Source organism: Ruegeria sp. A4 (assembly GCF_056543025.1).
In genome coordinates, this window is record NZ_JBQGAW010000005.1 from 40,798 (window position 1) to 63,550 (window position 22,753).

A 22,753-nucleotide genomic window follows, 5' to 3' on the forward strand; every position below is an offset into this window, starting at 1 on the left:
CTCGGAGACCCGCGACATGAAAGACTCCAACTTTCTGAAGGAAAACAACGCCCGGTATTTCTGGCACCCGATGGCGCACCCCGCCGACAGCCGGAAGAACCCGCCGACAATTCTCAGCGGTGGTGAAGGGGTCAACATCACTGATGTCGATGGTCACACGGCGCTGGACGCCGTAGGGGGGCTGTGGAACGTCAATCTGGGCTATTCCTGTGAGCCGGTGAAACAGGCCATAGCGGATCAGCTGAACGCGCTGCCCTATTACTCGACCTTTCGCGGCACCAGCAACGACAAGGCGATCGAGCTGTCCTATGAGCTGGCCCAGTTCTTCGAGGCCGACGGGCTGACCCGTTCATTCTTTACGTCGGGCGGGTCGGATTCGGTCGAAATTGCGCTGAAGCTTGCGCGTCAATATCACAAGGTCCGGGGTGAAGCAGGGCGCATCAAGTTCATCAGCCTGAAGCAGGGTTATCACGGCACCCATTTTGCCGCCGCTTCCGTCAACGGCAACCAGAAATTCCGCGCGGTGTATGAGCCGATGATGCCCGGCTGTTTCCACGTGCCCGCACCGTGGACCTATCGCAACCCGTTTGACGAAACCGACCCCGAGCGTCTGGCGCAGCTTTGCGTCAAGGCGCTTGAGGCCGAGATCGGTTTTCAGGGTGCAAACACTGTTGCCGCCTTCATCATGGAACCGGTGCTGGGCGCGGGCGGTGTGATCCCGCCACACAAGAGCTTCATGCCCATGGTGCGCGAGGTCTGTTCGAAACACGGCATCCTGCTGATCTCGGACGAGATCATCACCGCTTTTGGTCGTACCGGCAGCGAGAGCGGTGCGCGGCACTGGGGTGTTCAGCCCGACATCATGACGACGGCCAAGGCGATCACCAACGGGTATTTCCCTTTTGGCGCGGCCATGATTTCCGGTGCGGTCGCAGAGGTGTTTGAAAGTGACACCACGGGCCTGGCGTCCGTGGATCAGGGGTACACCTATTCTGGCCATCCGGTCGGGGCGGCCGCGGCCTTGGCCGCCCTGTCCGAGATCAACCGGCTGAGGATCTGGGAAAACGCTGCTGCGCGCGGGGATGAGTTGTTTGCCGGGTTGCAAAAGCTGGCCGACAAGCATGACGCGATCGGGGACGTGCGGGGCGGCGAGGGACTGATGTGTGCATTGGAACTGGTTTCGGACCGGGCGACCAAGGCGCCTGTCGCAAAACACCTGCCGCTTCAGGTTCAGAAAGCCGCATATGAAGATGGCGTGATGGTGCGTGTGTCTGGCAACAACATCATTCTGTCGCCGCCGCTGATCGTCACTTCGGAAGATGTGGCCAAAATTCTGTCGGCGCTGGATACCGGTCTTGCCACTTTGTAGGCGGTCAACCGACCCCGTCGGAACCTGGCGGGGTCAGACTTTGATGGCTTGCAGCTCCTCGAGCAGATCCAGCAGCTGATCCAGCTTCTCCTTGCCCATCTGCGCTTCGATATTGCTGGAGATCGCAAGTGAAGTGGCCAGGTTTTCCCTGAGGATGGCGCTTCCTGCTTCGGTGATCTTGACCATGGTGCGGCGTTTGTCGTTGCTGTCCTGACGGCGGGTGATCTGGCCGTCGGCCTCCATCGTGCGCAAAATGCGGGTCACGCTGGGCAGCAGCAGGCACGCCTCGTGCGCGATGGTGCTTTGCTCCACTTCGCCCAACTCGTCCAGAACGCGCAGGATGCGCCATTTCTGCTCGGTCAGTTGGATGCCTTGCAGCATATCCCGGATCGGAGCCATGACGGTTTCACGGGCACGCAACAACGCGATCGGAAGGGACCGGGCAGTGCTTTTGGAATGGCTTTGAGTGTTCATGCGGCCTTCTAGAACGCCGTTCCGTGAATTGCAAAGATTAACAAAGCAATCTCTTGACAGGGGGTGCATTAAAAACTAAACATGTTAACTAATAAAGGAGAGACCATGCCTCACTTCCACGTCGAATATTCCGGCAATCTTGAAGACAGGATCGACATGGATGGCCTGTGCGAGTGCATTCGGTCAACGGCGGCCGGAATCGAGACCTTTCCCATGCCCGGCATTCGTGTGCGCGCGACGCGTGTCGATCATTACGCCATAGCGGACGGCAACCCGGCGCATGGATTCATTGATATCTCGATCCGCCTGCGGGCGGGCCGATCCGCGGATGTCAAAGAGGATGCGACACAGCGCATATTCGAGGCGGTCAAAAAATATCTGGCGCCGGTTTTTTCACAGCATTCCATCGCGCTCTCGCTTGAGATGCGTGACATCGACCCCAAGCTGTCGCCCAAGGCCGGTACGATCCGCGACCACCTGTCGGCGACCACGTAGGAGACCTGACGCATGAGCGCACTGGACACAAACATCGAAAAGCTGAACGGCTTTCTGGACCGGTTCCGGGAAACGGGCATCCGCAACCGTATCGCGGGTGAAGACCGGGACGGATCTGCCGGAGTGTTTCAGTCGGTCTCGCCCGTCGATAAATCCGTGATCTGTGGTGTTGCCCATGGCACGGCAGATGACATCGACGCGGCAGCCAAGGCAGCCCACGCAGCCTTTGCAGAGTGGCGAGACATGCCCGCCACCCAACGCCGTCGCATCTTGTTGAATGTGGCTGATGCCATTGAAGCGCGCGCCGAGGAAATAGCACTGTGCGAGTGCTGGGACACGGGGCAGACCCTGCGCTTCATGTCAAAGGCAGCTTTGCGCGGGGCTGAGAACTTCCGGTATTTCGCGGATCAGGTGATTCAGGCGCGGGATGGGCAGCACCTGAAGTCTCCGACGCTGATGAATGTGACGACCCGTGTGCCGATTGGCCCGGTTGGCGTGATCACCCCGTGGAACACACCGTTCATGCTGTCGACCTGGAAGATCGCACCGGCCCTGGCTGCGGGTTGCACGTTGGTTCACAAACCCGCCGAGGATTCCCCTCTGACGGCCCGTCTTCTGGTGGAAATCGCCGAACAGGCAGGGCTGCCCAAAGGTGTGCTGAATACGGTCAACGGGTTTGGACCCGACGCTGGCAAGGCTTTGTGCGAGCATGCGCTGATCAAGGCCATTGCCTTTGTGGGCGAAAGCCGTACCGGCAGTCTGATCGTCAAGCAAGGCGCAGATACCCATAAGCGCAACCATCTGGAACTGGGTGGAAAAAACCCGGTTGTCGTGTTTGATGATGCGGATCTGGAGCGTGCTTTGGATGCCGTGATCTTCATGATCTATTCGATCAATGGCGAGCGCTGCACCTCGTCTTCGCGGCTTTTGGTGCAGGACACGATCAAGGAAGACTTCGAAGCCAGACTGGTTGAACGCGTCAACAACATCAAGGTGGGCCACCCCTTGGACCCCGAGACCGAGATCGGGCCGTTGGTGACCGAAGAACACTACAACAAGGTCACGAGCTATTTCGACATCGCCAAGGAAGATGGCGCAACTGTCGCCGCTGGCGGCGTCACGGTGGGGGATGCGGGCTATTTCGTCCGGCCGACCCTGTTCACCAATGCCACCAACCGGATGCGCATCGCGCGTGAGGAGATATTTGGCCCTGTCCTGACCTCGATCCCGTTCTCGACCGAGGATGAGGCGCTGGAGATTGCCAACGACACGCCGTATGGCCTGACCGGCTATGTCTGGACCAATGATCTGACCCGCGCGCTTCGGTTTACAGACAGGCTGGAGGCTGGAATGATCTGGGTGAATTCCGAGAACGTGCGTCACCTGCCCACGCCGTTCGGTGGGGTCAAGGCGTCCGGCATCGGCCGGGATGGCGGCGACTGGAGCTTTGAATTCTATATGGAACAGAAACATATCGGCTTTGCCACCGGTCAGCACAAGATCATGCAGTTGGGTAAATAGATCACGTAGGCCGACCCCGGCTGGGGCAAGCCCATTACACGAGGAGGAATTGCCATGGGAAAGATAGTACAGGCCGCAAAGATCACGCATGTACCCAGCATCTGGATGTCCCACACGATGCCAAAGTACAAGGGCATCCGGCAATCCGCCATTGATGGATATGCACGCCTGCGTCAGGACGCGATCGACCGCGGGGTCGAGACGTTCATCGTTTTCGACACCCATTGGATCACCAATCAAGGGTTTCACCTGAACACGAAGGAACATCACAAGGGCCGGTTCATAAGTCACGAATTGCCGCATATGTTGGCGGATATGGAGTTCGACTATCGCGGCGATCATGAACTTGGGGCAACCATCCTTGACGTTCTGCGCGAACGGGGAGAGCGGGCGCTGGGCCATTCGCACCCCGACATGGGCATGGAATACGGCACCCTCCTGCCGATGCATTTCATCAATGATGGCGTGAATGCCCGGGTTTTGCCGGTGGCGGTCAATCAATTCTCGTCGATTGCGGAAAACCGTGCCTGGGGCGAGGCCATTGCCGAGGGTATCCGACGTTCGGACCGCAATGTATCCATTCTGGCGTCCGGCTCGCTCAGCCACGACTTTACGCCGAATGAACGCTCGGTCGACGGGCTGAATGCCGTGAATGGCGAGTTCAACCGCCAGATGGACATGCGCGTTCTGGAGCTGTGGCGGCAGGGCCGATTTGAAGAGTTTCTGGAAATGCTGCCGGACTATGCAAAAAAATGCACCGGTGAATGCGCCATGAATGACACCGCTTTGCTGTTTGGTGCGTTGGGGTGGGGAAGCTACAAGGGTGAGATCGACATTTACACCCCGTATTTCGGCAGCTCTGGCACCGGTCAGGCCAATGTCAGCTTTTCGGTGTGACGCACGCAACGAAACAAAAGGGTTTGGCGGTGATCCCGTCACAAAGGAAAGTCAGTAGATGAACTGGGACACGTTTTCGTATTGGGGTCAGCACATCTCGAAATGGGCGGCGGATTATCACAGGACACTTGCTGAACGTCCCGTGCGGGCGCAGACCGCGCCGGGGGAAATCGCGGCACAGCTTGTTGCAACGCCACCCGAGACAGGCGAGCCGATGGACGCCATCATGGCCGATTTCGAACGGATCGTGATGCCGGGCATTACCCATTGGCAGCATCCGCGCTTTTTTGCGTATTTCCCGGCCAACGCTGCACCCCCGTCCATGTTGGCCGAGATGCTGGTGACGACCATCGCGGCCCAATGCATGTTGTGGCAGACCTCGCCTGCCGCGACCGAGGTCGAGGGCGTCATGGTCGACTGGCTGCGGCAGGCCCTTGGATTGCCCGAGGGTATGACCGGCGTCATACAGGACAGCGCCTCTTCGGCCACCTTGTCGGCGGTACTGACCATGCGGGAACGGGCCACCGGCTTTACCGGCAACCGGGAAGGCCTGAACGCCAAGGGGGCGTTGCGGATCTATTGTTCCGATCAGGTGCATTCGTCGATTGACCGGGCATGCTGGGTTGCCGGGATCGGTCAGGACAATCTGGTCAAGTTGCCCACGCAGGGGTCGAATTTCGGGATTGTTCCCTCGGCGCTTGAGGCCGCCATTCAGAATGACGTCGCCGCCGGACATATTCCGGCCGGGATCGTTGCAATTACCGGTGGCACAGGTGTGGGGGCCTGCGATGATCTGATGGCCGTGGCTGATATTGCCCAAAAATACGACCTCTACACCCATCTTGACGCCGCCTGGGCGGGTTCGGCCATGATCTGCCCCGAATTCCGCAGGGCTTTGTGGCAGGGCGCCGACCGCTATGACAGCATCGTCTTCAACCCGCATAAGTGGATGGGTGCGCAATTCGATTGTGCCATCCAGTTCCTGAGGGACGCCACGCCGCAGCTCGATACGCTGAAAATCGAACCGGAATACCTCAAGACGACCGGAGCCGAGGTGACGAATTACTCGGAGTGGACCATCCCGCTGGGCCGCAGGTTCCGGGCGTTGAAAATCTGGTTCCTGTTGCGGTCATACGGGTTGGAGGGATTGCGCGAACGCATCCGCAACCATGTTTCATGGGCCGGAGAACTGGCGGAAAAGATTGATGCGATCGAGGGGTTCGAGATCACAACCGGCCCGATCCTCAGCCTGTTTTCCTTCCGCTGCCCGGGGGACGATGCTCAGCAGCAGCGTCTGGTGGACGCGCTGAATGACGATGGCCGGATTTACCTGACCCAGGGCATGTTCGACGGCCGCAAGATCATCCGCTTTCAGGTCGGGCAGTTCGATACCACCCGCGACGACGTGTTGATGGCGGCGGACGTGATCCGGGACGTGTGGGAGGCCATGAAATGAGGTTTGCCACTTTCGTATCGGGCGAAGAACGTTTCTTCGGGGCAATCACCGACGGTGGTGCCATTGCCTTGAACCAGGAATTCCCGGAACACGACAGCCTTTATGAGGTGATCGCGGCCGGGGCGTTCGATCAGCTGGCAGAGGCGGCCGGGGGCAAACCTGTCACCCATCCCGATTTCACCTATGACATGGTGATGCCGGATGTGCGACGTATCCTTTGCGTCGGGGTGAACTTTCCCGACCGGAACGCAGAATACAAAGATGGCAGCGCGCAGCCCAAATACATGTCCCTGTTTCCGCGTTTCGCCAGTGGCTTTACCGGCCATGACCGGCCTCTGATCCGCCCGCCGGAAAACCACACATTGGATTACGAAGGCGAAGTGGCCATCGTGATTGGCAAGGCGGGCCGCCGCATTCCGCAGGAAGACGCGTATGATCACATCGCCGCGCTGACATTGTGCAATGAGGGAACCATTCGCGACTGGGTTCGGCACGCCAAGTTCAACGTCACACAAGGCAAGAACTGGGACAGGTCCGGGGCCATCGGCCCGTGGCTGGTTCCCTTCACGGATGCGGCTCAGCTGGATGAGGCGCGTCTTCAAACCCGCGTGAATGGCGAGCTGCGACAGGATGATACGCTGAACCGCATGATGTTCCCGATCCGGCGCGAGATCGAATATATCTCGACTTTCATGGCGCTTCAGCCCGGCGATATCATTGTGACCGGTACACCAACCGGGGCGGGCGCGCGGTTCGATCCGCCGAAATTCCTGGTACCCGGTGACGTGGTCGAGGTCTCGGTCGACGGTATCGGTACTCTGCGAAACACGGTCGAGGACGAAAAAGTATGACGCCGGAAGACCATGCGCGCGCGGCCGCTGACCTGTTGCAGGCGGAACGAACGCATCAGCAGATTGGCCTGCTCAGCCTGCGCCACCCCGAGATGGGCATGGATGACGCTTACGAGGTGCAGAACGCCATCTGTCGCCAGAAACTGTCCGAAGGGCGCAAGGTGATCGGGTGGAAGATCGGCCTGACTTCGAAAGCCATGCAATACGCGTTGAACATCGACATTCCTGACAGTGGAATTTTGTTTGACGACATGGTGTTTGCACAGGGTGCCACCGTTCCGGCAGGGCGTTTCATTCAGCCCCGGATCGAGGCCGAAATTGCCTTTGTCATGAAATCGGCCATAGGCGGGGAAAACGTGTCCCGCGCAGATATCATCGCGGCGACGGATTACGTCGCGCCGTCCATCGAAATTCTGGATACGCGGATTCAACGGGTGGATCCCGAAACCGGCAAGGCCCGCACTGTTTTTGACACGATCAGTGACAATGCCGCCAATGCCGGTATCGTTTTGGGCAACGATCGCCACAGGGTGGATGCCTTTGATCTGCGATGGGTTGGCGCGCTGACCTTCCGCAATGGCGAGATCGAAGAAACCGGTCTGGGCGCGGGGGTGCTGAACGATCCGGTCGAAAGCGTCGTGTGGCTGGCGCGTCGCATGGCGCAATACGGTCAGAGCATCGCGCCGGGCCAGGTCGTTCTGTCCGGCAGCTTTATCCGCCCGGTCGAATGCCCCCCGGGAACAGAAATCCACGCGGATTTCGGACCGTTCGGCTCAGTCGATATCAATTTCGCCTGAAAGGAGCGCCAATGCCTGCGCCAATCAATTCGTTCAAGGCCGCGCTGACGTCTGGAACCCCTTTGATCGGGTGTTGGATCGGCTTGGCCAATGCCTACACCGCCGAGATCGCCGCAACCGCGCGGTTTGACTGGCTGCTGGTCGACGGTGAGCATGCGCCAAACGATCTGCGCTCGATCCTCGAGCAGGTGAGGGTGATTGAAGGATCTGGCAGTACCCCCGTCGCACGCCTGCCGATTGGCGAGACCTGGATGATCAAGCAATATCTTGATGCCGGTGTGCAGAACATTCTGGTGCCGATGGTGGAACGCGGCGATCAGGCGCGCGAACTGGTGCGGGCCGTGCAGTATCCACCTCGTGGCGTTCGGGGCGTGGGTTCCGCTTTGGCGCGGGCTTCGCATTTTGCGGCTATCCCGGATTATCTGAAAACGGCGGACGAGCAGATCTGTCTTTTGGTGCAGGTCGAAAACAGGCTTGGGCTGGAGGCGCTGGACGACATACTGGCGACTGACGTCGATGGGGTGTTCGTCGGCCCGTCGGATCTGGCCGCAGATATGGGCCATATCGGCGATGCCGGGCACCCGGACGTGATCGAGGCCGTTCTTGACGCGATCCGGCGCATCGTTGCGGCAGGCAAGCCGGCAGGGATATTGTCGCTGGACCCGGTCATGCAGCGAAAATGCCTGGATCTGGGGGCAACATTCGTGGCCACGGACATCGATGTGACTTTGTTCGCCAAGGCTATCCGGGCCGCTGCCGCTGATGGGCTCAACCTGCTGCCCGATCAGGTGGCTTCGGGAATCGCGCAGACAGGCGCGGCGTCGAAATACCTGCAACAGCTTTGCAAACACTGGTCGCACAAGGCTCAGGTAACATTCGATGAAACGCAAGGCAGCGTGAGCTTTCCGGACGGGAACCGCGTCACCCTTTCGGCGGGCGACACCAGCCTGACCGTAATCGCCGCCACCCGGGCGCGCGGTGGTCTGGCCCGATGGCAACAGGTCATCGAGGCTCATCTGGCGCGTTTTGCGTTTCGGGAAGAGTTCCGCATTGATTGGTCAGGATGAGGAAAACACGTTGCGGCCCTGAACCTGCCACTGTGGCAACGGGTCAAGGGCAGGCACCCCTGTGTTGGGCTTGGAACGGTTTTGCTCGAAAGGTCTCAGCTAGAGCTTTTGGATACCATGGACGGTCAGAGTGCTGACCAGATCGGCATAGTCTTCGCGGGCCTTGGGCCCTGCTCCGCTGTTCCACATGTAATACCAGTTCAGCATCCCAAAAACTGACATCGTGGTGCCGCGCAGCTTGTCCTTGTCATCGTTGAAGGCCGACGGTGCCAGTTCTTTCAGGATTTCGCGCACAAAATTCACCAATTCCAGCTGATACCCGCGCAAAAGTTTCTGCTGTTCCTCGGTCAAGGCGCTCATGCCGCTGATCTGCACTCGGTGTTCGTCATCTGCGCCTTGGTAGGCAAACAGGATTTCGCGCACCGCTTTCCGCAGCTTCTGTTCAGACGTAAGACCGTTCAGATCCACATTGCAGATACGGTCGCGAAGCTCGCGCAGGTAGGTTTCAAGGATGTCATACAAGATGGCATCCTTGCTGTCGTAATAGTGGTAGATGTTTGCCTTGGAAATCCCGCACTCTTTTGCCAACAGGGTCATCGAGGCGCGATCAAACCCTTGGTCGGCGAACACTTTGGCGGCCGTTTTCAGGATTTGCTTCCGCTTCTGGTCGTGATCTTTGGCGATTGTACGGGCCACGGCTTATTCCTTATCGCGATTGTCGACGACGCGCTTCGCCTTGCCCTGAGAGCGTTCGACGTCGCCGGGGTCACCTACAACAATTTCCGTTGAGACGCCAACGACGTCCTTGATCCGCTTGGTCAGCATCCGTGCCGCGGCCGTCTTGGACAGTTCGTCGGTGGAATCCGGGGACGATTCAACATAAACCCGCATGGCGTCCATGCGGCCGGATTTGTACAGCTCGATCTGATAATAAGGGGCCAAGCCCCCCGTCGCCATGACCTGTTCTTCAATCTGGCTGGGAAAGACGTTGACGCCGCGCAGGATCATCATGTCGTCGCTGCGACCGGTGATCTTGGCCATCCGGCGCATGGATCGTGCTGTCCCCGGCAGCAGGCAGGTCAGATCGCGCGTGCGATAGCGGATCATCGGCAAACCTTCCTTGGTCAGGGTCGTGAACACCAACTCGCCAGTTTCGCCATCGGGCAGGACCTCTCCGGTCGCGGGATCAATGATTTCAGGCAGGAAGTGATCTTCCCAGATCACCGGGCCATCCTTGGTTTCCACGCATTCATTGGCCACCCCGGGCCCCATGATTTCGGACAGGCCGTAGATGTCGACCGCATGCATATCAAACGCATCCTCGACTTCGGCGCGCATGGCGTCTGTCCAGGGCTCGGCACCGAACACGCCAACCTTCAGCGAGCTTTCACGCGGGTCGAGCCCCGCCTTGTGGAACTGTTCAAGGATATTGAGCATATAGGAAGGCGTAACCATGATCCCGTCGGGCCGGAAATCGTTGATCAGGTTGACTTGCTTTTCGGTCTGCCCGCCGGACATGGGGACGACGGTCGCACCAAGCCGCTCGATCCCGTAATGTGCACCAAGACCGCCGGTGAACAACCCGTAACCATAGGCATTGTGCACCATGTCACCTTTGCGCAACCCCGATGCGCGCAGGGACCTTGCGCCCAGATCCGCCCAATTGTCGATGTCGTTTTTCGTGTAGCCCACCACCGTCGGCTTGCCCGTCGTACCGGACGAGGCGTGCAGGCGAATGATCTGGCTGCGTGGAACGGCGAACAGGCCGAACGGATAGTTGTCACGCAGATCATTCTTGTACGTGAACGGAAACTTCGCCAGATCCGAAAGCTGCTGAAGATCGTCAGGATGCACACCGGTTTCGTCAAACCGTTGCTTATACATCGGAACGTTCTCATAGGCGTGGCGAACGGACCATTTGAGGCGTTCAAGCTGCGTCGCGCGGATTTCGTCGATCGAGGCGATCTCGATCGGGTCCAGATCCGCTTTGTTTGGGGAAAGGTCTTCCATCGCGTCACTCCTCCAGTCGCGAAGCTATTCCTGAAAATTCTGCCCGCCGACCGCGCGGGACATTCCGCGAAACTCGGCGATCAGGGTGTTGTCTTGGTTGGTGACGCGGACGTCATAGATGCCACTGCGGCCGGTGACGGCAACCTCTGACGCGATTGCGGTCAGATGGTCCCCTTTTTTTCCGGGCGCGAGGTAGCTCATCATCGTATGCTGGCCGACGGTTGCCACGTTGCGGCTGTTACAGGCGAAGGCAAAGGCGCTGTCGGCCAGGGCATGAGTGACGCCCCCGTGGCAAATGCCGTGCCCGTTGCAGTGATGGTCCCCGACTGTCAGGGTCAGAACTGCACGGCCTTCGTCGACTTCGACCAGATCCATCCCGAACCATTTGCTGGCTTGGTCATTCGCCCACATCGCTTCAGCGGATTTCGTGGCACGTTCTTTGGGTGTCATCATCAGCGTCCCTGGAAATTCGGCGCCCGCTTTTCAAGAAAACTGGATACGCCTTCGGCGTAATCCGCGCTTTCCCCGCAGGTCTTCATTGCGTCTGCTTCGATCTCAAGCTGATCCGAGAGCGACGTGGTGGCAGCAGTTTGAATGCACTGTTTTGTCAGCCCGAGCCCGAGGGTGGGGCCGTTTGCCAATTGCGCGGCAAGAGCGCGCGCTTCGGCCATCAATTGATCGTCGGCCACTGCCTTCCAGATCAGCCCCCAATCTTCGGCTTGTTTGGCCGGAAGGGGTTGGGCTGTCAGGGCCAGCCCCTTGGCGCGCGCCTCGCCCAACAGGCGCGGCAAGTGCCAGCTGCCGCCCGTGTCGGGAATCAGGCCCACCTTGGAAAAGCTCTGAATGAATTTCGCACTTTCCGCGGCCAGAACCATATCACAGGCCAGCGCCAGATTGGCACCCGCCCCGGCGGCTACTCCGTTCACGGCGCAGATCACCGGGATATTCATGGACCGGATCAAACGGACAAGAGGGGCATAGAACGTGCGTACCGTCTTGCTTAAATCCGGTGGGCCATCCATCTTTGACGGGTCGCGATCACCGAGGTCCTGACCGGCACAAAAGCCACGCCCGGCACCGGTCAGCAATATCGCGCGGGCCCCGTCGTCGCGCGCGGCTTTCAGCGCATTCTGTAGCGCCAGGTGCATTTCTTCATTGAACGAGTTCAGCTTGTCCGGGCGGTTCAGGGTGATTTCGGCCCAGTTTCCGTTGTCTTGTACAAGAATCGTATCGCTCATGACTGTCTCATCTGGTCTCGTTTCAACTTAATCATTGCATTAACCGAACGGTTGGTCAATATATAAACCCGAACCGAATCTGAACCGATCAAAAGGATTGCAAATGTCGCAGTCGTCGCTGGTGAGCGTTGAATTTAAGGGCGACGTGGCGTGGGTCACCATTGACAACCCGCCGGTAAACGCGACGTCGACAGGTGTTCGGCAAGGGCTGTCTGACGCGGTTGATGCGGTCAAGGGCGCGCGTGTGGCGGTGCTGTGTTGCGCTGGAAAAACTTTTGTCGCAGGCGGCGACATGTCCGAATTCGATGCGCCGCCGGTCGAGCCGCACTTGCCCGACGTGGTTCAGAAAATCGAAGACAGCGAGGTTCCGTTCATCGCTTGTGTGCATGGCAACGTGCTGGGCGGCGGGTTCGAAATCGCCATGGCCTGTGCGTGGCGGATCGCAGCGCCGGGAACGGGTTTTGGTTTGCCGGAAGTCAATGTGGGCTTGATCCCCGGGGCAGGGGGCACACAACGATTGCCGCGTCTAGTCGGGATGCAGGCTGCAATTGACATGGCTTGTTCGGGCAAAATTCTCAAGGCAGAGACACTGGCCGAGCTTGGCGGCGTCGACCGCGTCGCCGAAGACCCCAGGGCTGCTGTCCTGGAATTGGTTGCCGACCTGCCGGAACGCCCAATAGCTGTCAGCCAGCGTGCTGTGGCGGAGTTTGCGCCGGATCTGTTGGAGGCCAGCCGCGAGGCTTTGAAAAAACGCGCCAAGGGTCAGAAATCTCCATTGGAAAACCTGACGGCGCTTGGTTGGTCGGTTGAGCCATTTGCCACCGCACAACCGAAAGAGCGCGCGCGCCATCTGGAGTTGCGCCAAAGCCCGGAAAGCCGCGCTTTGCGCTATGCTTTTTTTGCTGAACGTGCCGTGTCCAAACCTTCGTTGATCAAAGACGTGGCCGCCCGTGACATATCACGGATCGCCGTTGTCGGAGGTGGGTTGATGGGGGCAGGGATCGCAACTGCGGCCCTGAACGGCGGGCTGTCCGTGACGTTGATCGAGCGAGACGCTAACGCTGCGGCCGCAGCGCACAATCGGGTCGAGGGTCTGCTGCAAGGCGCGGTCAAGAGAGGCAAGATGTCCGAGGCGCAGCTTCGGGATCGCCTTGCTGCGTTTCGTGCGGTGAACAGCTATGCAGACGCTGCGGATGCCGAACTGGCGATCGAGGCCGTCTTTGAAGACCTGTCCGTCAAGCAGCAGGTATTTGACGAGTTGGCAAGGCATATGAGCAGCGATGCGATTTTGGCCACCAATACGTCCTATCTGGACCCGCGCGAAATTTTCGCGGACGTCGGCAATCAGGCCCGATGCATCGGCCTGCATTTCTTTAGCCCGGCCCATGTCATGAAACTGCTCGAGGTCGTGGTAGCTCCGCAAACCTCTGCTGAAGTGGTCGCAACCGCGGTCGCGCTTGGCAAAAAGCTTCGTAAGGTTTCGGTGCTGTCGGGTATCTGCGATGGGTTCATTGGCAACCGCATGTTGGCCGCTTATCGGCGCGCGGCCGATTATCTGCTGGCAGATGGGGCGCTTCCCTATCAGGTGGACCGTGCAATGCGGGCGTTCGGGATGCCCATGGGGCCTTACGAGCTTCAGGATCTGACCGGTCTTCAAATTGCCTGGGCAAACCGCAAACGCAATGCCGCCAACCGTGCCCCGAACGAACGTTATGTCGCCATCGCGGACCAGCTTTGTCAGCGCGAGCGTTTCGGCCAGCGTGTCGGCAAAGGCTGGTACCGCTACGAAGAGGGCAGTCGCGATCCGGTTCGGGATCCCGAAGTTGAGGCATTGATCGAAGCATATTCCGACCAGCAGGGCATCACCCGCAAGGATTTTTCGGACGAGGAAATCTGTTCGCGGTTGCTGGCGGTCTTGGCCAACGAGGGCGCTTTGATCATTGAAGAGGGGATCGCGGAAAACGCCGAAGCTGTCGATATGGTTCAAATCCATGGATACGGCTTTCCCCGCTGGAGAGGAGGACCGATGAACTATTGCAACGAAATCGGCATCAGCCGGTGCGCCGCAAATATGCTAACCGTAGCGAAAGAATGTCCAGGTTCATGGCGCCTCGCGGGCCAATTGGAAAACAATTAACATGTTGATGGTTACAAAAGTGACCATTAACGCATTCTCGAGTCATGTTTCACAGGGAGGAGACAAAACCATGAAGTTCACCAAGTTGAGCACCCTTTTGGCCTCGGCCGCACTGGCCGTTTCGGGCACAGTGGCGCTGGCGGCGGATTATACGCTGACGATTTCCAGCTGGGCACCGCCGACCCACGGCATCAACGCGAAGATGTGGCCGAAATTCGTGGAAATGGTCGAAGAAGCCACCGATGGCAAAGTCACAGCTGAACTGAAGCTGGGAATTGCCCCGCCGCCGGCGCAGATGGACCTTATCATGGATGGCGCGGCGGATGCGTCGATCATCTTCCACGGATACCAGCCCGGTCGTTTCGTCACCACCAAGATGATTGAGCTGCCCGGATATGAGGGCTCGGCCGAAGCGGCCTCGGTCGCGTATTGGCGTACATACGACAAGTATCTCAAGGCGGCGGACGAACATCGCGGTGTGAAAGTGATCGCCCTGCACACACACGGCCCGGCACAGCTTCATTCCAGCAGCCCGGTGACCAACCTCAACGAGGTATCGGGCCTCAAGGTGCGTATCCCGGGTGGTGTCGGCGGAGATGTCGGCACCGCGCTGGGCGCAACCGGAATTCAGGTTCCTGCGCCGAAAGTATACGAGACACTCGCGTCGAAAGCTGCTGATGGTGTGGTCATGCCATTTGAATCCCGCAAGGGTTTCAAGCTGACCGAAGTGGCGCAAAACGTATATGAAGTTCCGGGTGGCCTGTATCGCGGGTCATTTGCGTTCATCATGAACGAAGACACTTTTGCGGATCTTCCCGCCGATGTGCAGGCCGCTTTGGAAGAACAGGTCTTCGGCGAACCGCTGAGCCGCGAAATCGGTAAAATCTGGGATGAGATCGACGCGATCGGCCGTGAAGCGACCGAACAGACCGAGGGCAACGCGATCAATGCAGCCTCTGCTGAAGATCTGGAAAAGTTCAATGCGATCGCTGCCGATGTGCGTGCCAAGGTCATCGAAGAAGTCAATGGCACCGGTGTTGATGCGCAAGCCGCTTATGACATGATCGTTAACGAAATGGCTGCCCAGTAACGCAGCCGGGCTGGCGGGGTTGACCCGCCAGCCATCTTCACCCGTTGGGGGCCAATCATGCAATCTATCGTGACCTTCGCGCGTCGCGTCAGTATCATTCCGACGGTGCTGGCCTGTGTGGCGCTGTTCATCCTGATGGTGATGACCTTTTTTGACGTCATCCTGCGCTCAGTCTTCAATGCTCCGATCGAGGCGGCAACCGAACTGACGCGGATTCTGATGGCGATCCTTGTGTTCTCGGTTTTGCCGATGATTTCGGCCGGGAAGGGGCAAATCGCCGTTGACCTGACCGATGGAATTTTTTCCCGCCTGCGGCTGAGCAGGGCGCGCGATGCGATAGTCTATCTGGTGTCCGGCATCATGCTGATCTGGCCGATTCAGCGCGTTTGGGTTCTGGCTGAACGTGCGCGGGATTACGGGGATGTCACCGAATACCTGTCGATCCCCGTCTTCTATGTCGGCTGGTTCATCGCCGCCTTCACTGCAATAACGGCCGTTGCGATGGTCATCACCGGTCTTTTGCACATTTTTGCCCCCCAAACCTTGTCGGAGCACGCCTGATGACTGCCGCACTGATCGGTTTCGCCCTTGTCCTGGTTCTTGTGTTGGTACGTTTGCCCATCGTGTTTGCGATGGGCCTCGTGGGGACGCTTGGGTTCGCATATGAACGCGGTGGCAGCATCCTGTCCGAGCGCGGGCTGAAGGCCGCCATGTCGATGGTGGGTCGCCAGATTACGGATACGGCACAGGACTATGGCCTTTCGGTCGTGCCACTGTTCATCCTCATGGGTCTGTTCGTAAACAAGGGCGGGCTCGCGCGCGAATTATACGCGGTCTCAAACGCCTTCCTGGGCCACTTCCGAGGTGGTATCGCCATGGCGACGGTTGCCGCCTGCGGCGGCTTTTCGGCCATTTGCGGTTCCTCGCTGGCAACGGCAGCGACCATGTCCAAAGTCGCGATGCCCGAGATGCGCCGGTACCGCTACTCGGATGAGTTGTCGACCGCGTCGATTGCAGCGGGGGGCACGCTGGGTATCCTGATCCCACCGTCGGTCATTTTGGTGATCTACGGCCTGCTGACCGAAACATCGATCGGCAAACTCTTCGTTGCTGGCATCATCCCCGGTGTACTTGGTATCCTCTTCTATCTGTTCGCGGTGCGCTGGACTGTTTGGCGCAGGCCCGAGGCCGGCCCCGCCGGTGAACGCCACGGCTGGGGCGAACGCCTGTCGGCCCTGCACTCGGTCTGGGCGGTGTTGCTGTTGTTCTTCCTGGTGATAGGCGGCTTGTACGGAGCGTTCGATTTCTACCCCCTGAACCTGACCTTCAGCCCGACCGAAGCCGCCGGTATGGGCGCGATGGGGGCATTCCTGATCGCATTGTCGCGCGGCGGGCTGACCCTTGGATCGACCTTTGAAGTGCTGAAGGAAACCAGTTTCACCGCCGCGGCGCTGTTCTCGGTTCTGATCGGGGCGCAGATCTTTTCGAATTTCATCAACCTGGCCGGTCTGCCCGAAGCGTTGATCGCCCTGGTCACCGCATATGAGGTGGAGCCCTTCGTCGTGATCCTGATGATCCTCGGGATCTACATCATTCTGGGATGCGTCTTTGAATCGCTGTCGATGCTGTTGCTGACGGTTCCGATCTTTTTCCCACTGGTCACGTCATTGGGATATGATCCGATCTGGTTCGGCATCGTTGTCGTCGTCGTGACCGAGATCAGTTTGATCACGCCGCCCGTGGGTCTGAACGTGTTCATTCTGAAAGGCGTGGTCGGGGACGTATCGACCGGAACAATCTTCAAGGGGGTCACACCGTTCTGGGTGGCAGACATCTTCCGTCTGGCTCTGATCGTTCTGGTGCCTTGGCTGGTTCTGGTCCTTCCCGAACAAATGGGAGCGATGGGTCACTGATGTTCTCTTTGACTGCGCTTCCGGACGGGTTTCATACGGATCCCTATCCAACCTACGCCGCGTTGCGCGAAGACACGCCCGTCTGCTGGCAGCCCGATGGTTCGGTGGTCCTGTCGCGGTATGACGACCTGGATCTGGTGTACCGGGATACCGAGCGTTTCATATCGGATAAAAAGGCGGTTTTCGGCCCCAAATACGGTATCGACAGCCCGCTGTACGAACACCATACCACCAGCCTTGTGTTCAATGATCCGCCTCTGCATACCCGCGTCCGCAAGGTCATGGTCGGTGCGATGAACCCACGGGCGCTGGCGCAGATGGAACCGGGCCTGATTCAACTTGTGGATGGGCTGTTGGACGAGATGCAGGCCAAGGGCTCGGTAGAGTTGATCGAGGATTTCGCCGGTGCCATCCCGATCGAGATCATCGGCAACCTGCTTGGCATTCCCAGATCGGAACGTGGCCCTTTGCGGGATTGGTCTTTGGCTATTCTGGGCGCTTTGGAACCCCAATTGACGCCCGAGCAGGAAGAGTGGGGCAACCGGTCGGTATCTGATTTCAAGGACTATCTTCGGCATGTCATAGAAGATCGCCGGGCCAACCCCGGAGATCCTGCGACGGATGTCCTGACACGTTTGATGCAGGATGACACCGATGGTGGCTTGACCGAGGTCGAGCTGTACCAGAACTGTATCTTCATTCTGAATGCAGGGCACGAGACCACCACCAACCTGATCGGCAACGCATTGGAACTGTTGGAACGGAACCGCGACAAACGGGCCGAGCTTCTGGCCAATCCGGATCTGATCAACACGGCAGTGGACGAGTTTCTGCGGCTGGAAAGCTCAAATCAGTTTGGCAATCGTCTGACCACCGAAGATGTAATGTTCCACGGTCAGACCATTCCGGCAGGTACGGACATTCACCTGTGTATCGGCGCGGCCAATCGCGATCCGCGGCAGTTTACACAACCTGATGAGGTTGTATTGGATCGACGTCCCAACAAGCATCACGCGTTTGCCGGAGGGCCCCATACCTGCGTCGGCCTGACCCTGGCGCGTATGGAGGGTCGCGTGGCCGTCGGACGGTTTCTGGCGCGATTCCCGACCTATCGCATCACTGACGGCGCCGAACGAGGCGGCCGCATCCGGTTTCGGGGTTTCGCGCGACTGCCGGCTCAAGTCTGAGATGTGAGGTTTGGGTTGCCAATTCGCCAATTTATTGACCGACCGATCGGTTTATATTATGATTTCGTGAGACGGGCATATGGCCGCGCGAAGTTCACACAACAAATGAGGAGACGCTCATGACAATCCAACAGATTTCCAGCTTCGCGGCCGGTGAATGGGTTTCGCCCGGTGCGGGTGCCCGCAATATTACAAGCGCGGTCACCGGCGAGGTGATCGCCACGGCCGGCAACAGTGCGTTGGATGTGCATGGGATGCTGGACTATGCGCGCAATGTCGGCGGGCCGGCGCTGCGGCAGATGACGTTCCACCAGCGGGCCAAGATGCTCAAGGCGTTGTCCATTCATTTGGGTCAGCACAAGCAGGCAATGTATGACCTGTCTTTCAGCACAGGTGCGACCCAGTCCGACCACTTGATCGACATAGACGGTGGTATCGGCACGATGTTCGTCTTCGCTTCGAAAGGTCGCCGCGAGATGCCGGACGGACATGTCTATCTGGACGGTGAGGTCGAGCAGTTGTCGCGCAATGGCACCTTCCTGGGGCAGCACATCTGTACCCCGTTGCACGGGGTGGCAGTTCACATCAACGCGTTCAACTTTCCTGTCTGGGGGATGCTGGAAAAGCTGGCTCCAACCCTTCTGGCAGGCGTTCCGGCCATCGTAAAGCCAGCAACGAACTCGTGCTACGTCACCGAACTATGCGTCCGGCTGATGCTGGATTCCGGCATTTTGCCTGCTGGCGCGTTGCAGCTGGTTTCGGGTGGTCTGGGCGATATGCTGGACCGTCTGACCATGCAGGACGTGGTCAGTTTCACCGGATCTGCGGAAACGGCGTCGAAACTGCGTTCCAACCCGGTGATTCTGGAGAATTCAGTTCGTTTCGTGGCCGAGCAGGATAGTCTGAACTGCTCGATACTGGGCCCTGATGCCGAGCCCGGAACGCCGGAATTCGACCTTTTCGTCAAGGAAGTCCAGCGCGAGATGACCACGAAGGCTGGGCAGAAATGTACCGCAATCCGCCGGATCATGGCCCCAGAGCCTCAGGTGCAGGCGGTGATCGAAGCCCTGTCCGCGAGACTGGCCAAAACGGTCATCGGTGACCCACGGCTGGAAACCACACGCATGGGTGCGCTGGTTTCGAACGGTCAGAAACGCGATGTTCTGGAAAAGGCGGCAATCATCGGGCAGGAAGCTGAACGCGTTTTCGGCAACCCTGACGATTTTGTGGTTGATGGGGCGGATGCCGAGAAAGGCGCGTTCCTGCCGCCGATGTTGTACTATTGTGCCAATCCGGATGAGGCCCGGCGTGTCCACGACACCGAGGCTTTTGGCCCTGTCAGCACGGTGATGGGCTATCGCGATCTCGACCATGCGATCGAACTGGCAAATCGCGGACAGGGGTCGTTGGTGGCATCGGTCATAACCCGTGACGCCGATGTGGCACGGCACGTTGCCCTGGGGGCAGGAGCGTATCATGGGCGCCTGTACTTCAACAATCGCGACTCGATGAAGGAATCCACCGGCCACGGCTCTCCTCTGCCGCATATGGTTCACGGCGGACCGGGACGCGCTGGTGGCGGCGAGGAGATGGGCGGCGTGCGTGGCGTGAAGCATTACATGCAGAGGACAGCCATCCAGGGATCGCCTGATCTGCTGACCGCGATCGGGAACAAATGGGTTCCCGGCGCGACCGAGGTCGAAGGGCCAGCCCATCCGTTCACGCGCCGGTTCCACGAGCTGGCGATTGGCGAGACGCTCCACACGGCGCCCCGTACAATCACGATGGAAGACATCGAACACTTTGCCAATTTCTCCGGCGATACGTTCTACGCGCATATGGATCAGGCAGCGGCGGAACGGAACCCGTTCTTCCCGGGCCGTGTGGCCCATGGGTATCTGCTTTTGTCATTTGCAGCCGGGTTGTTTGTTGAACCGAACGAAGGCCCGGTTCTGGCAAACACGGGTCTTGACGGGTTGCGATTCATGAAGCCCGTCGAGGCGGGTGATACCATCAAGGTGCGGTTGACGGTCAAGGCCAAGACCAAACGGAACGAGGAATACGGCGAAGTCCGCTGGCATGTCACCCTGACCCAGCAGGATGATGAAATGGTTGCGGAATATGAGCTTCTGACGATGGTCGCCTACTAGGCCCGGAACCCATTGAATTCGGCAGGTCAGCGTGTTCACGGTTCGAAAAACGAGCGGTGAACAAGTCTGATCTCTGGGATGCGTGCCAGAATCCGGGGATGCAAACAGTGCGGGTTGCCTGCAAAGCACGCCAAGCGGCGCAATCGCGCCTGGATCATGTTCGACAGGATCAACGGCTGGTGGCGCGTCGCAACCCTGTGCGAGCGAGGCTCAAAGGTCCTCTCGCCCGCGTTGCCATCGTCATTTGTCGGCTGTGACTCCTGATCCCCGCGCCCGTTGAACATGCACCTCAACCTGAGTTTGCAGATTGGCCGGGCGTTCCATCAGGGTGGAAAAACGGCGGTCTTCTTTACCGTTCCATAAACAAAGCTGGTGTCGATCGAAGCAATCCCACCGATCGGATGAATTCTGTTTCGAATGAATTCTTCATATGCCTCGAGATCCGATACCAACACCCGCAATTGGTAGTCCATCGCCCCGGTTAGCACGTGGCATTCAAGAACTTCGTCGATCATCCGAACGCGTTTTTCGAAATTCTGAACGTCCGTTTCATTGTGCCGCTCCAATCGGATCCGCACAAAAACGGTAATGCCTATGCCGTATGCGGTGGCGTCCACATCTGCGCTGTAACCCTTTATGATCCCGCGCGCTTCGAGGTTCTTGACCCGGCGCAGACAGGGCGACGGAGACAGGTTCACCTCGTCGGCAAGGTCCTGGTTCGTCATGCGCCCGTCCTTTTGCAACGCCCGAATGATTTGTCTGTCTTTTTCGTCCATTTCAACCTTAAACTTGGCAGAATCTGCCAATATGGATCGCGGTCTTGGTATTATTTGCAAGCAAAAGCCCAAAGTAAAGGTGCAAACTGTCGCCAGCTTGAAACAGGAGCTTGCAATGACTCGTTCAACCGGATTTGCCACCCGCGCCATTCACCACGCTTACAACCCTTTGGAAAATGACGGCGCCCTTACCCCACCGCTGCATTTGACGTCCACGTTTGCCTTTGAAACCGCTGAGGCCGGTGGAGAGATGTTTGCCGGTGAACGCGCAGGTCATATCTACAGCCGTATTTCGAACCCCACATGTGACCTTCTGGAACAACGCATTGCCGTGCTTGAAGGGGCCGAGGCCGGACTGGCCCTTTCCAGCGGCATGGGGGCGATCACGGCAGTGCTTTGGACCCTGCTGTCGCCGGGGGACGAAGTCATCGTGGACAAAACGCTCTATGGCTGCACCTTCGCCTTCATGCGCCACGGACTGGCAAAATGGGGGGTCACGATCACCCATGTCGACATGACAGACCCAGAGAACCTGAAAGCCGCCGTTTCCGACAAAACCCGCGTTGTCTATTTCGAAACTCCGGCCAATCCGAACATGCGCTTGGTGGACATCGCCGCCAGCGCCGAGATTGCGCATTCGGTCGGAGCAACGGTTGTCGTCGACAACACCTATGCCAGCCCCTATCTGACCCGCCCGATCGAGCACGGGGCGGATATCGTTCTGCATTCTGCCACCAAATATCTCGGCGGTCATGGCGACGTGGTCGCTGGTCTGGTTGTCGGCACCGCCGAACAGATCGCCGAAATCCGCCTGGTCGGAATGAAGGATATGACCGGTGCGGTCATGGCCCCTTTCAACGCGATGCTGATCCTGCGTGGCCTGAAAACACTGAACCTGCGTCTGGATCGTCATTGCGCGTCCGCCGGGGTCGTCGCTGATTTCCTCGAGGCCCATCCCGCCGTCGGCGAGGTTTACTTCCCCGGGCTGAAAAGCTTTGCCCAGCATGATGTCGCGCAGCGGCAAATGTCCCAACCCGGCGCCATGATCGCGTTCGAGATCAAGTCCGGCCTGTCCGGTGGGATCGAATTCATGAATCGTCTGAACATGATCCAGCGCGCGGTGTCCTTGGGCGATGCCGAAACGCTGATCCAGCACCCTGCATCCATGACTCATTCGACCTATACCCCGGAAGAACGGGCCGAGCATGGGATCAGCGATGGTTTGATCCGTTTGTCCGTCGGGCTTGAGGATGTCGAAGATATCCTCGCAGACTTGGAGCAAGCTTTGCCTTATCCTGCCCGCAGCGCCGCCTGAACCCGGAGAC

At 58.8% G+C, this 22,753-nt stretch carries 21 protein-coding genes; 15 read left to right on the top strand and 6 right to left on the bottom strand.

From position 1 onward, the window contains the following. The first annotated feature begins 16 nt into the window (after nt 1–16). Nucleotides 17–1,369, top strand: a complete 1,353-nt coding sequence (locus tag ACR0E2_RS14675; protein WP_480446902.1) for an aminotransferase class III-fold pyridoxal phosphate-dependent enzyme — start codon at nt 17–19, stop codon at nt 1,367–1,369. Nucleotides 1,370–1,402: 33 nt separating this feature from the next. On the opposite strand, the gene hpaR is transcribed toward ACR0E2_RS14675, so the two are convergent. After that, nucleotides 1,403–1,843, bottom strand: coding sequence for a homoprotocatechuate degradation operon regulator HpaR (gene hpaR, locus ACR0E2_RS14680; RefSeq protein WP_171233309.1), 441 nt, complete (start codon nt 1,841–1,843; stop codon nt 1,403–1,405). A 105-nt stretch (nt 1,844–1,948) separates the two neighbouring features. On the opposite strand from hpaR, the gene ACR0E2_RS14685 reads away from it, so the two are divergent. The 7 genes from ACR0E2_RS14685 to ACR0E2_RS14715 are packed head-to-tail and all read left to right on the top strand — an operon-like array spanning nt 1,949 to nt 8,927. Beyond that, nucleotides 1,949–2,338: a 5-carboxymethyl-2-hydroxymuconate Delta-isomerase gene (locus ACR0E2_RS14685; protein WP_480446903.1), complete on the top strand. Its 390-nt coding sequence runs from the start codon at nt 1,949–1,951 to the stop codon at nt 2,336–2,338. Between the two features lie 12 nt (nt 2,339–2,350). Beyond that, nucleotides 2,351–3,859 (top strand): 5-carboxymethyl-2-hydroxymuconate semialdehyde dehydrogenase, encoded by a 1,509-nt coding sequence (gene hpaE, locus ACR0E2_RS14690; RefSeq protein WP_480446904.1) that lies wholly within the window; start codon nt 2,351–2,353, stop codon nt 3,857–3,859. Nucleotides 3,860–3,913: 54 nt separating this feature from the next. Further along, on the top strand, nt 3,914–4,756 hold the full coding sequence (gene hpaD / locus ACR0E2_RS14695) for a 3,4-dihydroxyphenylacetate 2,3-dioxygenase (protein ID WP_480446905.1): 843 nt from the start codon (nt 3,914–3,916) through the stop codon (nt 4,754–4,756). Nucleotides 4,757–4,814: 58 nt separating this feature from the next. After that, entirely contained in the window at nt 4,815–6,212 is a 1,398-nt protein-coding gene (locus ACR0E2_RS14700) for a pyridoxal phosphate-dependent decarboxylase family protein (protein ID WP_480446906.1), read from the top strand. Further along, a complete protein-coding gene (locus ACR0E2_RS14705; RefSeq protein WP_480446907.1) occupies nt 6,209–7,063 on the top strand; it encodes a fumarylacetoacetate hydrolase family protein in 855 nt (284 codons plus the stop codon). Before ACR0E2_RS14700 ends, ACR0E2_RS14705 begins: the two co-directional genes overlap by 4 nt. After that, on the top strand, nt 7,060–7,860 hold the full coding sequence (hpaH, locus tag ACR0E2_RS14710) for a 2-oxo-hept-4-ene-1,7-dioate hydratase (RefSeq protein WP_480446908.1): 801 nt from the start codon (nt 7,060–7,062) through the stop codon (nt 7,858–7,860). Before ACR0E2_RS14705 ends, hpaH begins: the two co-directional genes overlap by 4 nt. A gap of 11 nt (nt 7,861–7,871) precedes the next feature. Beyond that, the gene (locus ACR0E2_RS14715) at nt 7,872–8,927 is read left to right on the top strand and encodes an aldolase/citrate lyase family protein (RefSeq protein WP_480446909.1); all 1,056 of its coding nucleotides are present in this window, start codon (nt 7,872–7,874) and stop codon (nt 8,925–8,927) included. Nucleotides 8,928–9,026: 99 nt separating this feature from the next. Here the strand turns inward: ACR0E2_RS14715 and ACR0E2_RS14720 are convergent, their stop codons facing one another. The 4 genes from ACR0E2_RS14720 to paaG are packed head-to-tail and all read right to left on the bottom strand — an operon-like array spanning nt 9,027 to nt 12,175. After that, nucleotides 9,027–9,623: a TetR/AcrR family transcriptional regulator gene (locus ACR0E2_RS14720; RefSeq protein WP_171331530.1), complete on the bottom strand. Its 597-nt coding sequence runs from the start codon at nt 9,621–9,623 to the stop codon at nt 9,027–9,029. Nucleotides 9,624–9,626: 3 nt separating this feature from the next. After that, entirely contained in the window at nt 9,627–10,937 is a 1,311-nt protein-coding gene (paaK, locus tag ACR0E2_RS14725) for a phenylacetate--CoA ligase PaaK (protein ID WP_171118144.1), read from the bottom strand. Nucleotides 10,938–10,961: 24 nt separating this feature from the next. Further along, nucleotides 10,962–11,387: a hydroxyphenylacetyl-CoA thioesterase PaaI gene (gene paaI, locus ACR0E2_RS14730; RefSeq protein WP_171170296.1), complete on the bottom strand. Its 426-nt coding sequence runs from the start codon at nt 11,385–11,387 to the stop codon at nt 10,962–10,964. Nucleotides 11,388–11,389: 2 nt separating this feature from the next. Beyond that, nucleotides 11,390–12,175: a 2-(1,2-epoxy-1,2-dihydrophenyl)acetyl-CoA isomerase PaaG gene (gene paaG, locus ACR0E2_RS14735; RefSeq protein ID WP_480446910.1), complete on the bottom strand. Its 786-nt coding sequence runs from the start codon at nt 12,173–12,175 to the stop codon at nt 11,390–11,392. A gap of 121 nt (nt 12,176–12,296) precedes the next feature. Here paaG and ACR0E2_RS14740 point away from each other — a divergent pair, with 121 nt between their 5' ends. The 6 genes from ACR0E2_RS14740 to paaZ all read left to right on the top strand — a co-directional run bounded on the left by ACR0E2_RS14740 (nt 12,297) and on the right by paaZ (nt 20,652). Beyond that, nucleotides 12,297–14,312: an FAD-dependent oxidoreductase gene (locus ACR0E2_RS14740; RefSeq protein WP_480446911.1), complete on the top strand. Its 2,016-nt coding sequence runs from the start codon at nt 12,297–12,299 to the stop codon at nt 14,310–14,312. Between the two features lie 70 nt (nt 14,313–14,382). Next, nucleotides 14,383–15,402, top strand: coding sequence for a TRAP transporter substrate-binding protein (locus ACR0E2_RS14745; RefSeq protein WP_171614657.1), 1,020 nt, complete (start codon nt 14,383–14,385; stop codon nt 15,400–15,402). 57 nt (nt 15,403–15,459) lie between these two features. Then, the gene (locus ACR0E2_RS14750; RefSeq protein WP_152460571.1) at nt 15,460–15,963 is read left to right on the top strand and encodes a TRAP transporter small permease; all 504 of its coding nucleotides are present in this window, start codon (nt 15,460–15,462) and stop codon (nt 15,961–15,963) included. Further along, nucleotides 15,963–17,315 carry a TRAP transporter large permease gene (locus tag ACR0E2_RS14755; RefSeq protein WP_480446912.1) on the top strand — a complete coding sequence of 451 codons (1,353 nt, stop codon included), beginning with the start codon at nt 15,963–15,965 and terminating at the stop codon, nt 17,313–17,315. The genes ACR0E2_RS14750 and ACR0E2_RS14755 overlap by 1 nt, the downstream gene beginning before the upstream one ends. Continuing rightward, nucleotides 17,315–18,502, top strand: a complete 1,188-nt coding sequence (locus tag ACR0E2_RS14760; protein ID WP_480446913.1) for a cytochrome P450 — start codon at nt 17,315–17,317, stop codon at nt 18,500–18,502. The genes ACR0E2_RS14755 and ACR0E2_RS14760 overlap by 1 nt, the downstream gene beginning before the upstream one ends. A 119-nt stretch (nt 18,503–18,621) precedes the next feature. Then, nucleotides 18,622–20,652, top strand: coding sequence for a phenylacetic acid degradation bifunctional protein PaaZ (paaZ, locus tag ACR0E2_RS14765; RefSeq protein WP_480446914.1), 2,031 nt, complete (start codon nt 18,622–18,624; stop codon nt 20,650–20,652). A 323-nt stretch (nt 20,653–20,975) separates the two neighbouring features. Here the strand turns inward: paaZ and ACR0E2_RS14770 are convergent, their stop codons facing one another. Next, complete coding sequence (locus ACR0E2_RS14770) at nt 20,976–21,428, bottom strand: Lrp/AsnC family transcriptional regulator (RefSeq protein ID WP_152460567.1); 453 nt, start codon at nt 21,426–21,428, stop codon at nt 20,976–20,978. 115 nt (nt 21,429–21,543) lie between these two features. On the opposite strand from ACR0E2_RS14770, the gene ACR0E2_RS14775 reads away from it, so the two are divergent. Further along, nucleotides 21,544–22,743, top strand: coding sequence for a methionine gamma-lyase (locus tag ACR0E2_RS14775; protein ID WP_480446915.1), 1,200 nt, complete (start codon nt 21,544–21,546; stop codon nt 22,741–22,743). Nucleotides 22,744–22,753 lie beyond the last annotated feature (10 nt).

Coding starts and splice junctions, on each gene's coding strand:
- ACR0E2_RS14675 (WP_480446902.1), top strand. CDS start 17: ATGAAAGACTCCAACTTTCTGAAGGAAAACAACGCCCGGTATTTCTGG.
- ACR0E2_RS14760 (WP_480446913.1), top strand. CDS start 17,315: ATGTTCTCTTTGACTGCGCTTCCGGACGGGTTTCATACGGATCCCTAT.
- hpaH (WP_480446908.1), top strand. CDS start 7,060: ATGACGCCGGAAGACCATGCGCGCGCGGCCGCTGACCTGTTGCAGGCG.
- ACR0E2_RS14700 (WP_480446906.1), top strand. CDS start 4,815: ATGAACTGGGACACGTTTTCGTATTGGGGTCAGCACATCTCGAAATGG.
- paaK (WP_171118144.1), bottom strand. CDS start 10,937: ATGGAAGACCTTTCCCCAAACAAAGCGGATCTGGACCCGATCGAGATC.
- paaG (WP_480446910.1), bottom strand. CDS start 12,175: ATGAGCGATACGATTCTTGTACAAGACAACGGAAACTGGGCCGAAATC.
- ACR0E2_RS14745 (WP_171614657.1), top strand. CDS start 14,383: ATGAAGTTCACCAAGTTGAGCACCCTTTTGGCCTCGGCCGCACTGGCC.
- hpaD (WP_480446905.1), top strand. CDS start 3,914: ATGGGAAAGATAGTACAGGCCGCAAAGATCACGCATGTACCCAGCATC.
- ACR0E2_RS14715 (WP_480446909.1), top strand. CDS start 7,872: ATGCCTGCGCCAATCAATTCGTTCAAGGCCGCGCTGACGTCTGGAACC.
- ACR0E2_RS14685 (WP_480446903.1), top strand. CDS start 1,949: ATGCCTCACTTCCACGTCGAATATTCCGGCAATCTTGAAGACAGGATC.
- hpaR (WP_171233309.1), bottom strand. CDS start 1,843: ATGAACACTCAAAGCCATTCCAAAAGCACTGCCCGGTCCCTTCCGATC.
- ACR0E2_RS14705 (WP_480446907.1), top strand. CDS start 6,209: ATGAGGTTTGCCACTTTCGTATCGGGCGAAGAACGTTTCTTCGGGGCA.
- ACR0E2_RS14775 (WP_480446915.1), top strand. CDS start 21,544: ATGACTCGTTCAACCGGATTTGCCACCCGCGCCATTCACCACGCTTAC.
- paaZ (WP_480446914.1), top strand. CDS start 18,622: ATGACAATCCAACAGATTTCCAGCTTCGCGGCCGGTGAATGGGTTTCG.
- paaI (WP_171170296.1), bottom strand. CDS start 11,387: ATGACACCCAAAGAACGTGCCACGAAATCCGCTGAAGCGATGTGGGCG.
- ACR0E2_RS14770 (WP_152460567.1), bottom strand. CDS start 21,428: ATGGACGAAAAAGACAGACAAATCATTCGGGCGTTGCAAAAGGACGGG.
- hpaE (WP_480446904.1), top strand. CDS start 2,351: ATGAGCGCACTGGACACAAACATCGAAAAGCTGAACGGCTTTCTGGAC.
- ACR0E2_RS14755 (WP_480446912.1), top strand. CDS start 15,963: ATGACTGCCGCACTGATCGGTTTCGCCCTTGTCCTGGTTCTTGTGTTG.
- ACR0E2_RS14750 (WP_152460571.1), top strand. CDS start 15,460: ATGCAATCTATCGTGACCTTCGCGCGTCGCGTCAGTATCATTCCGACG.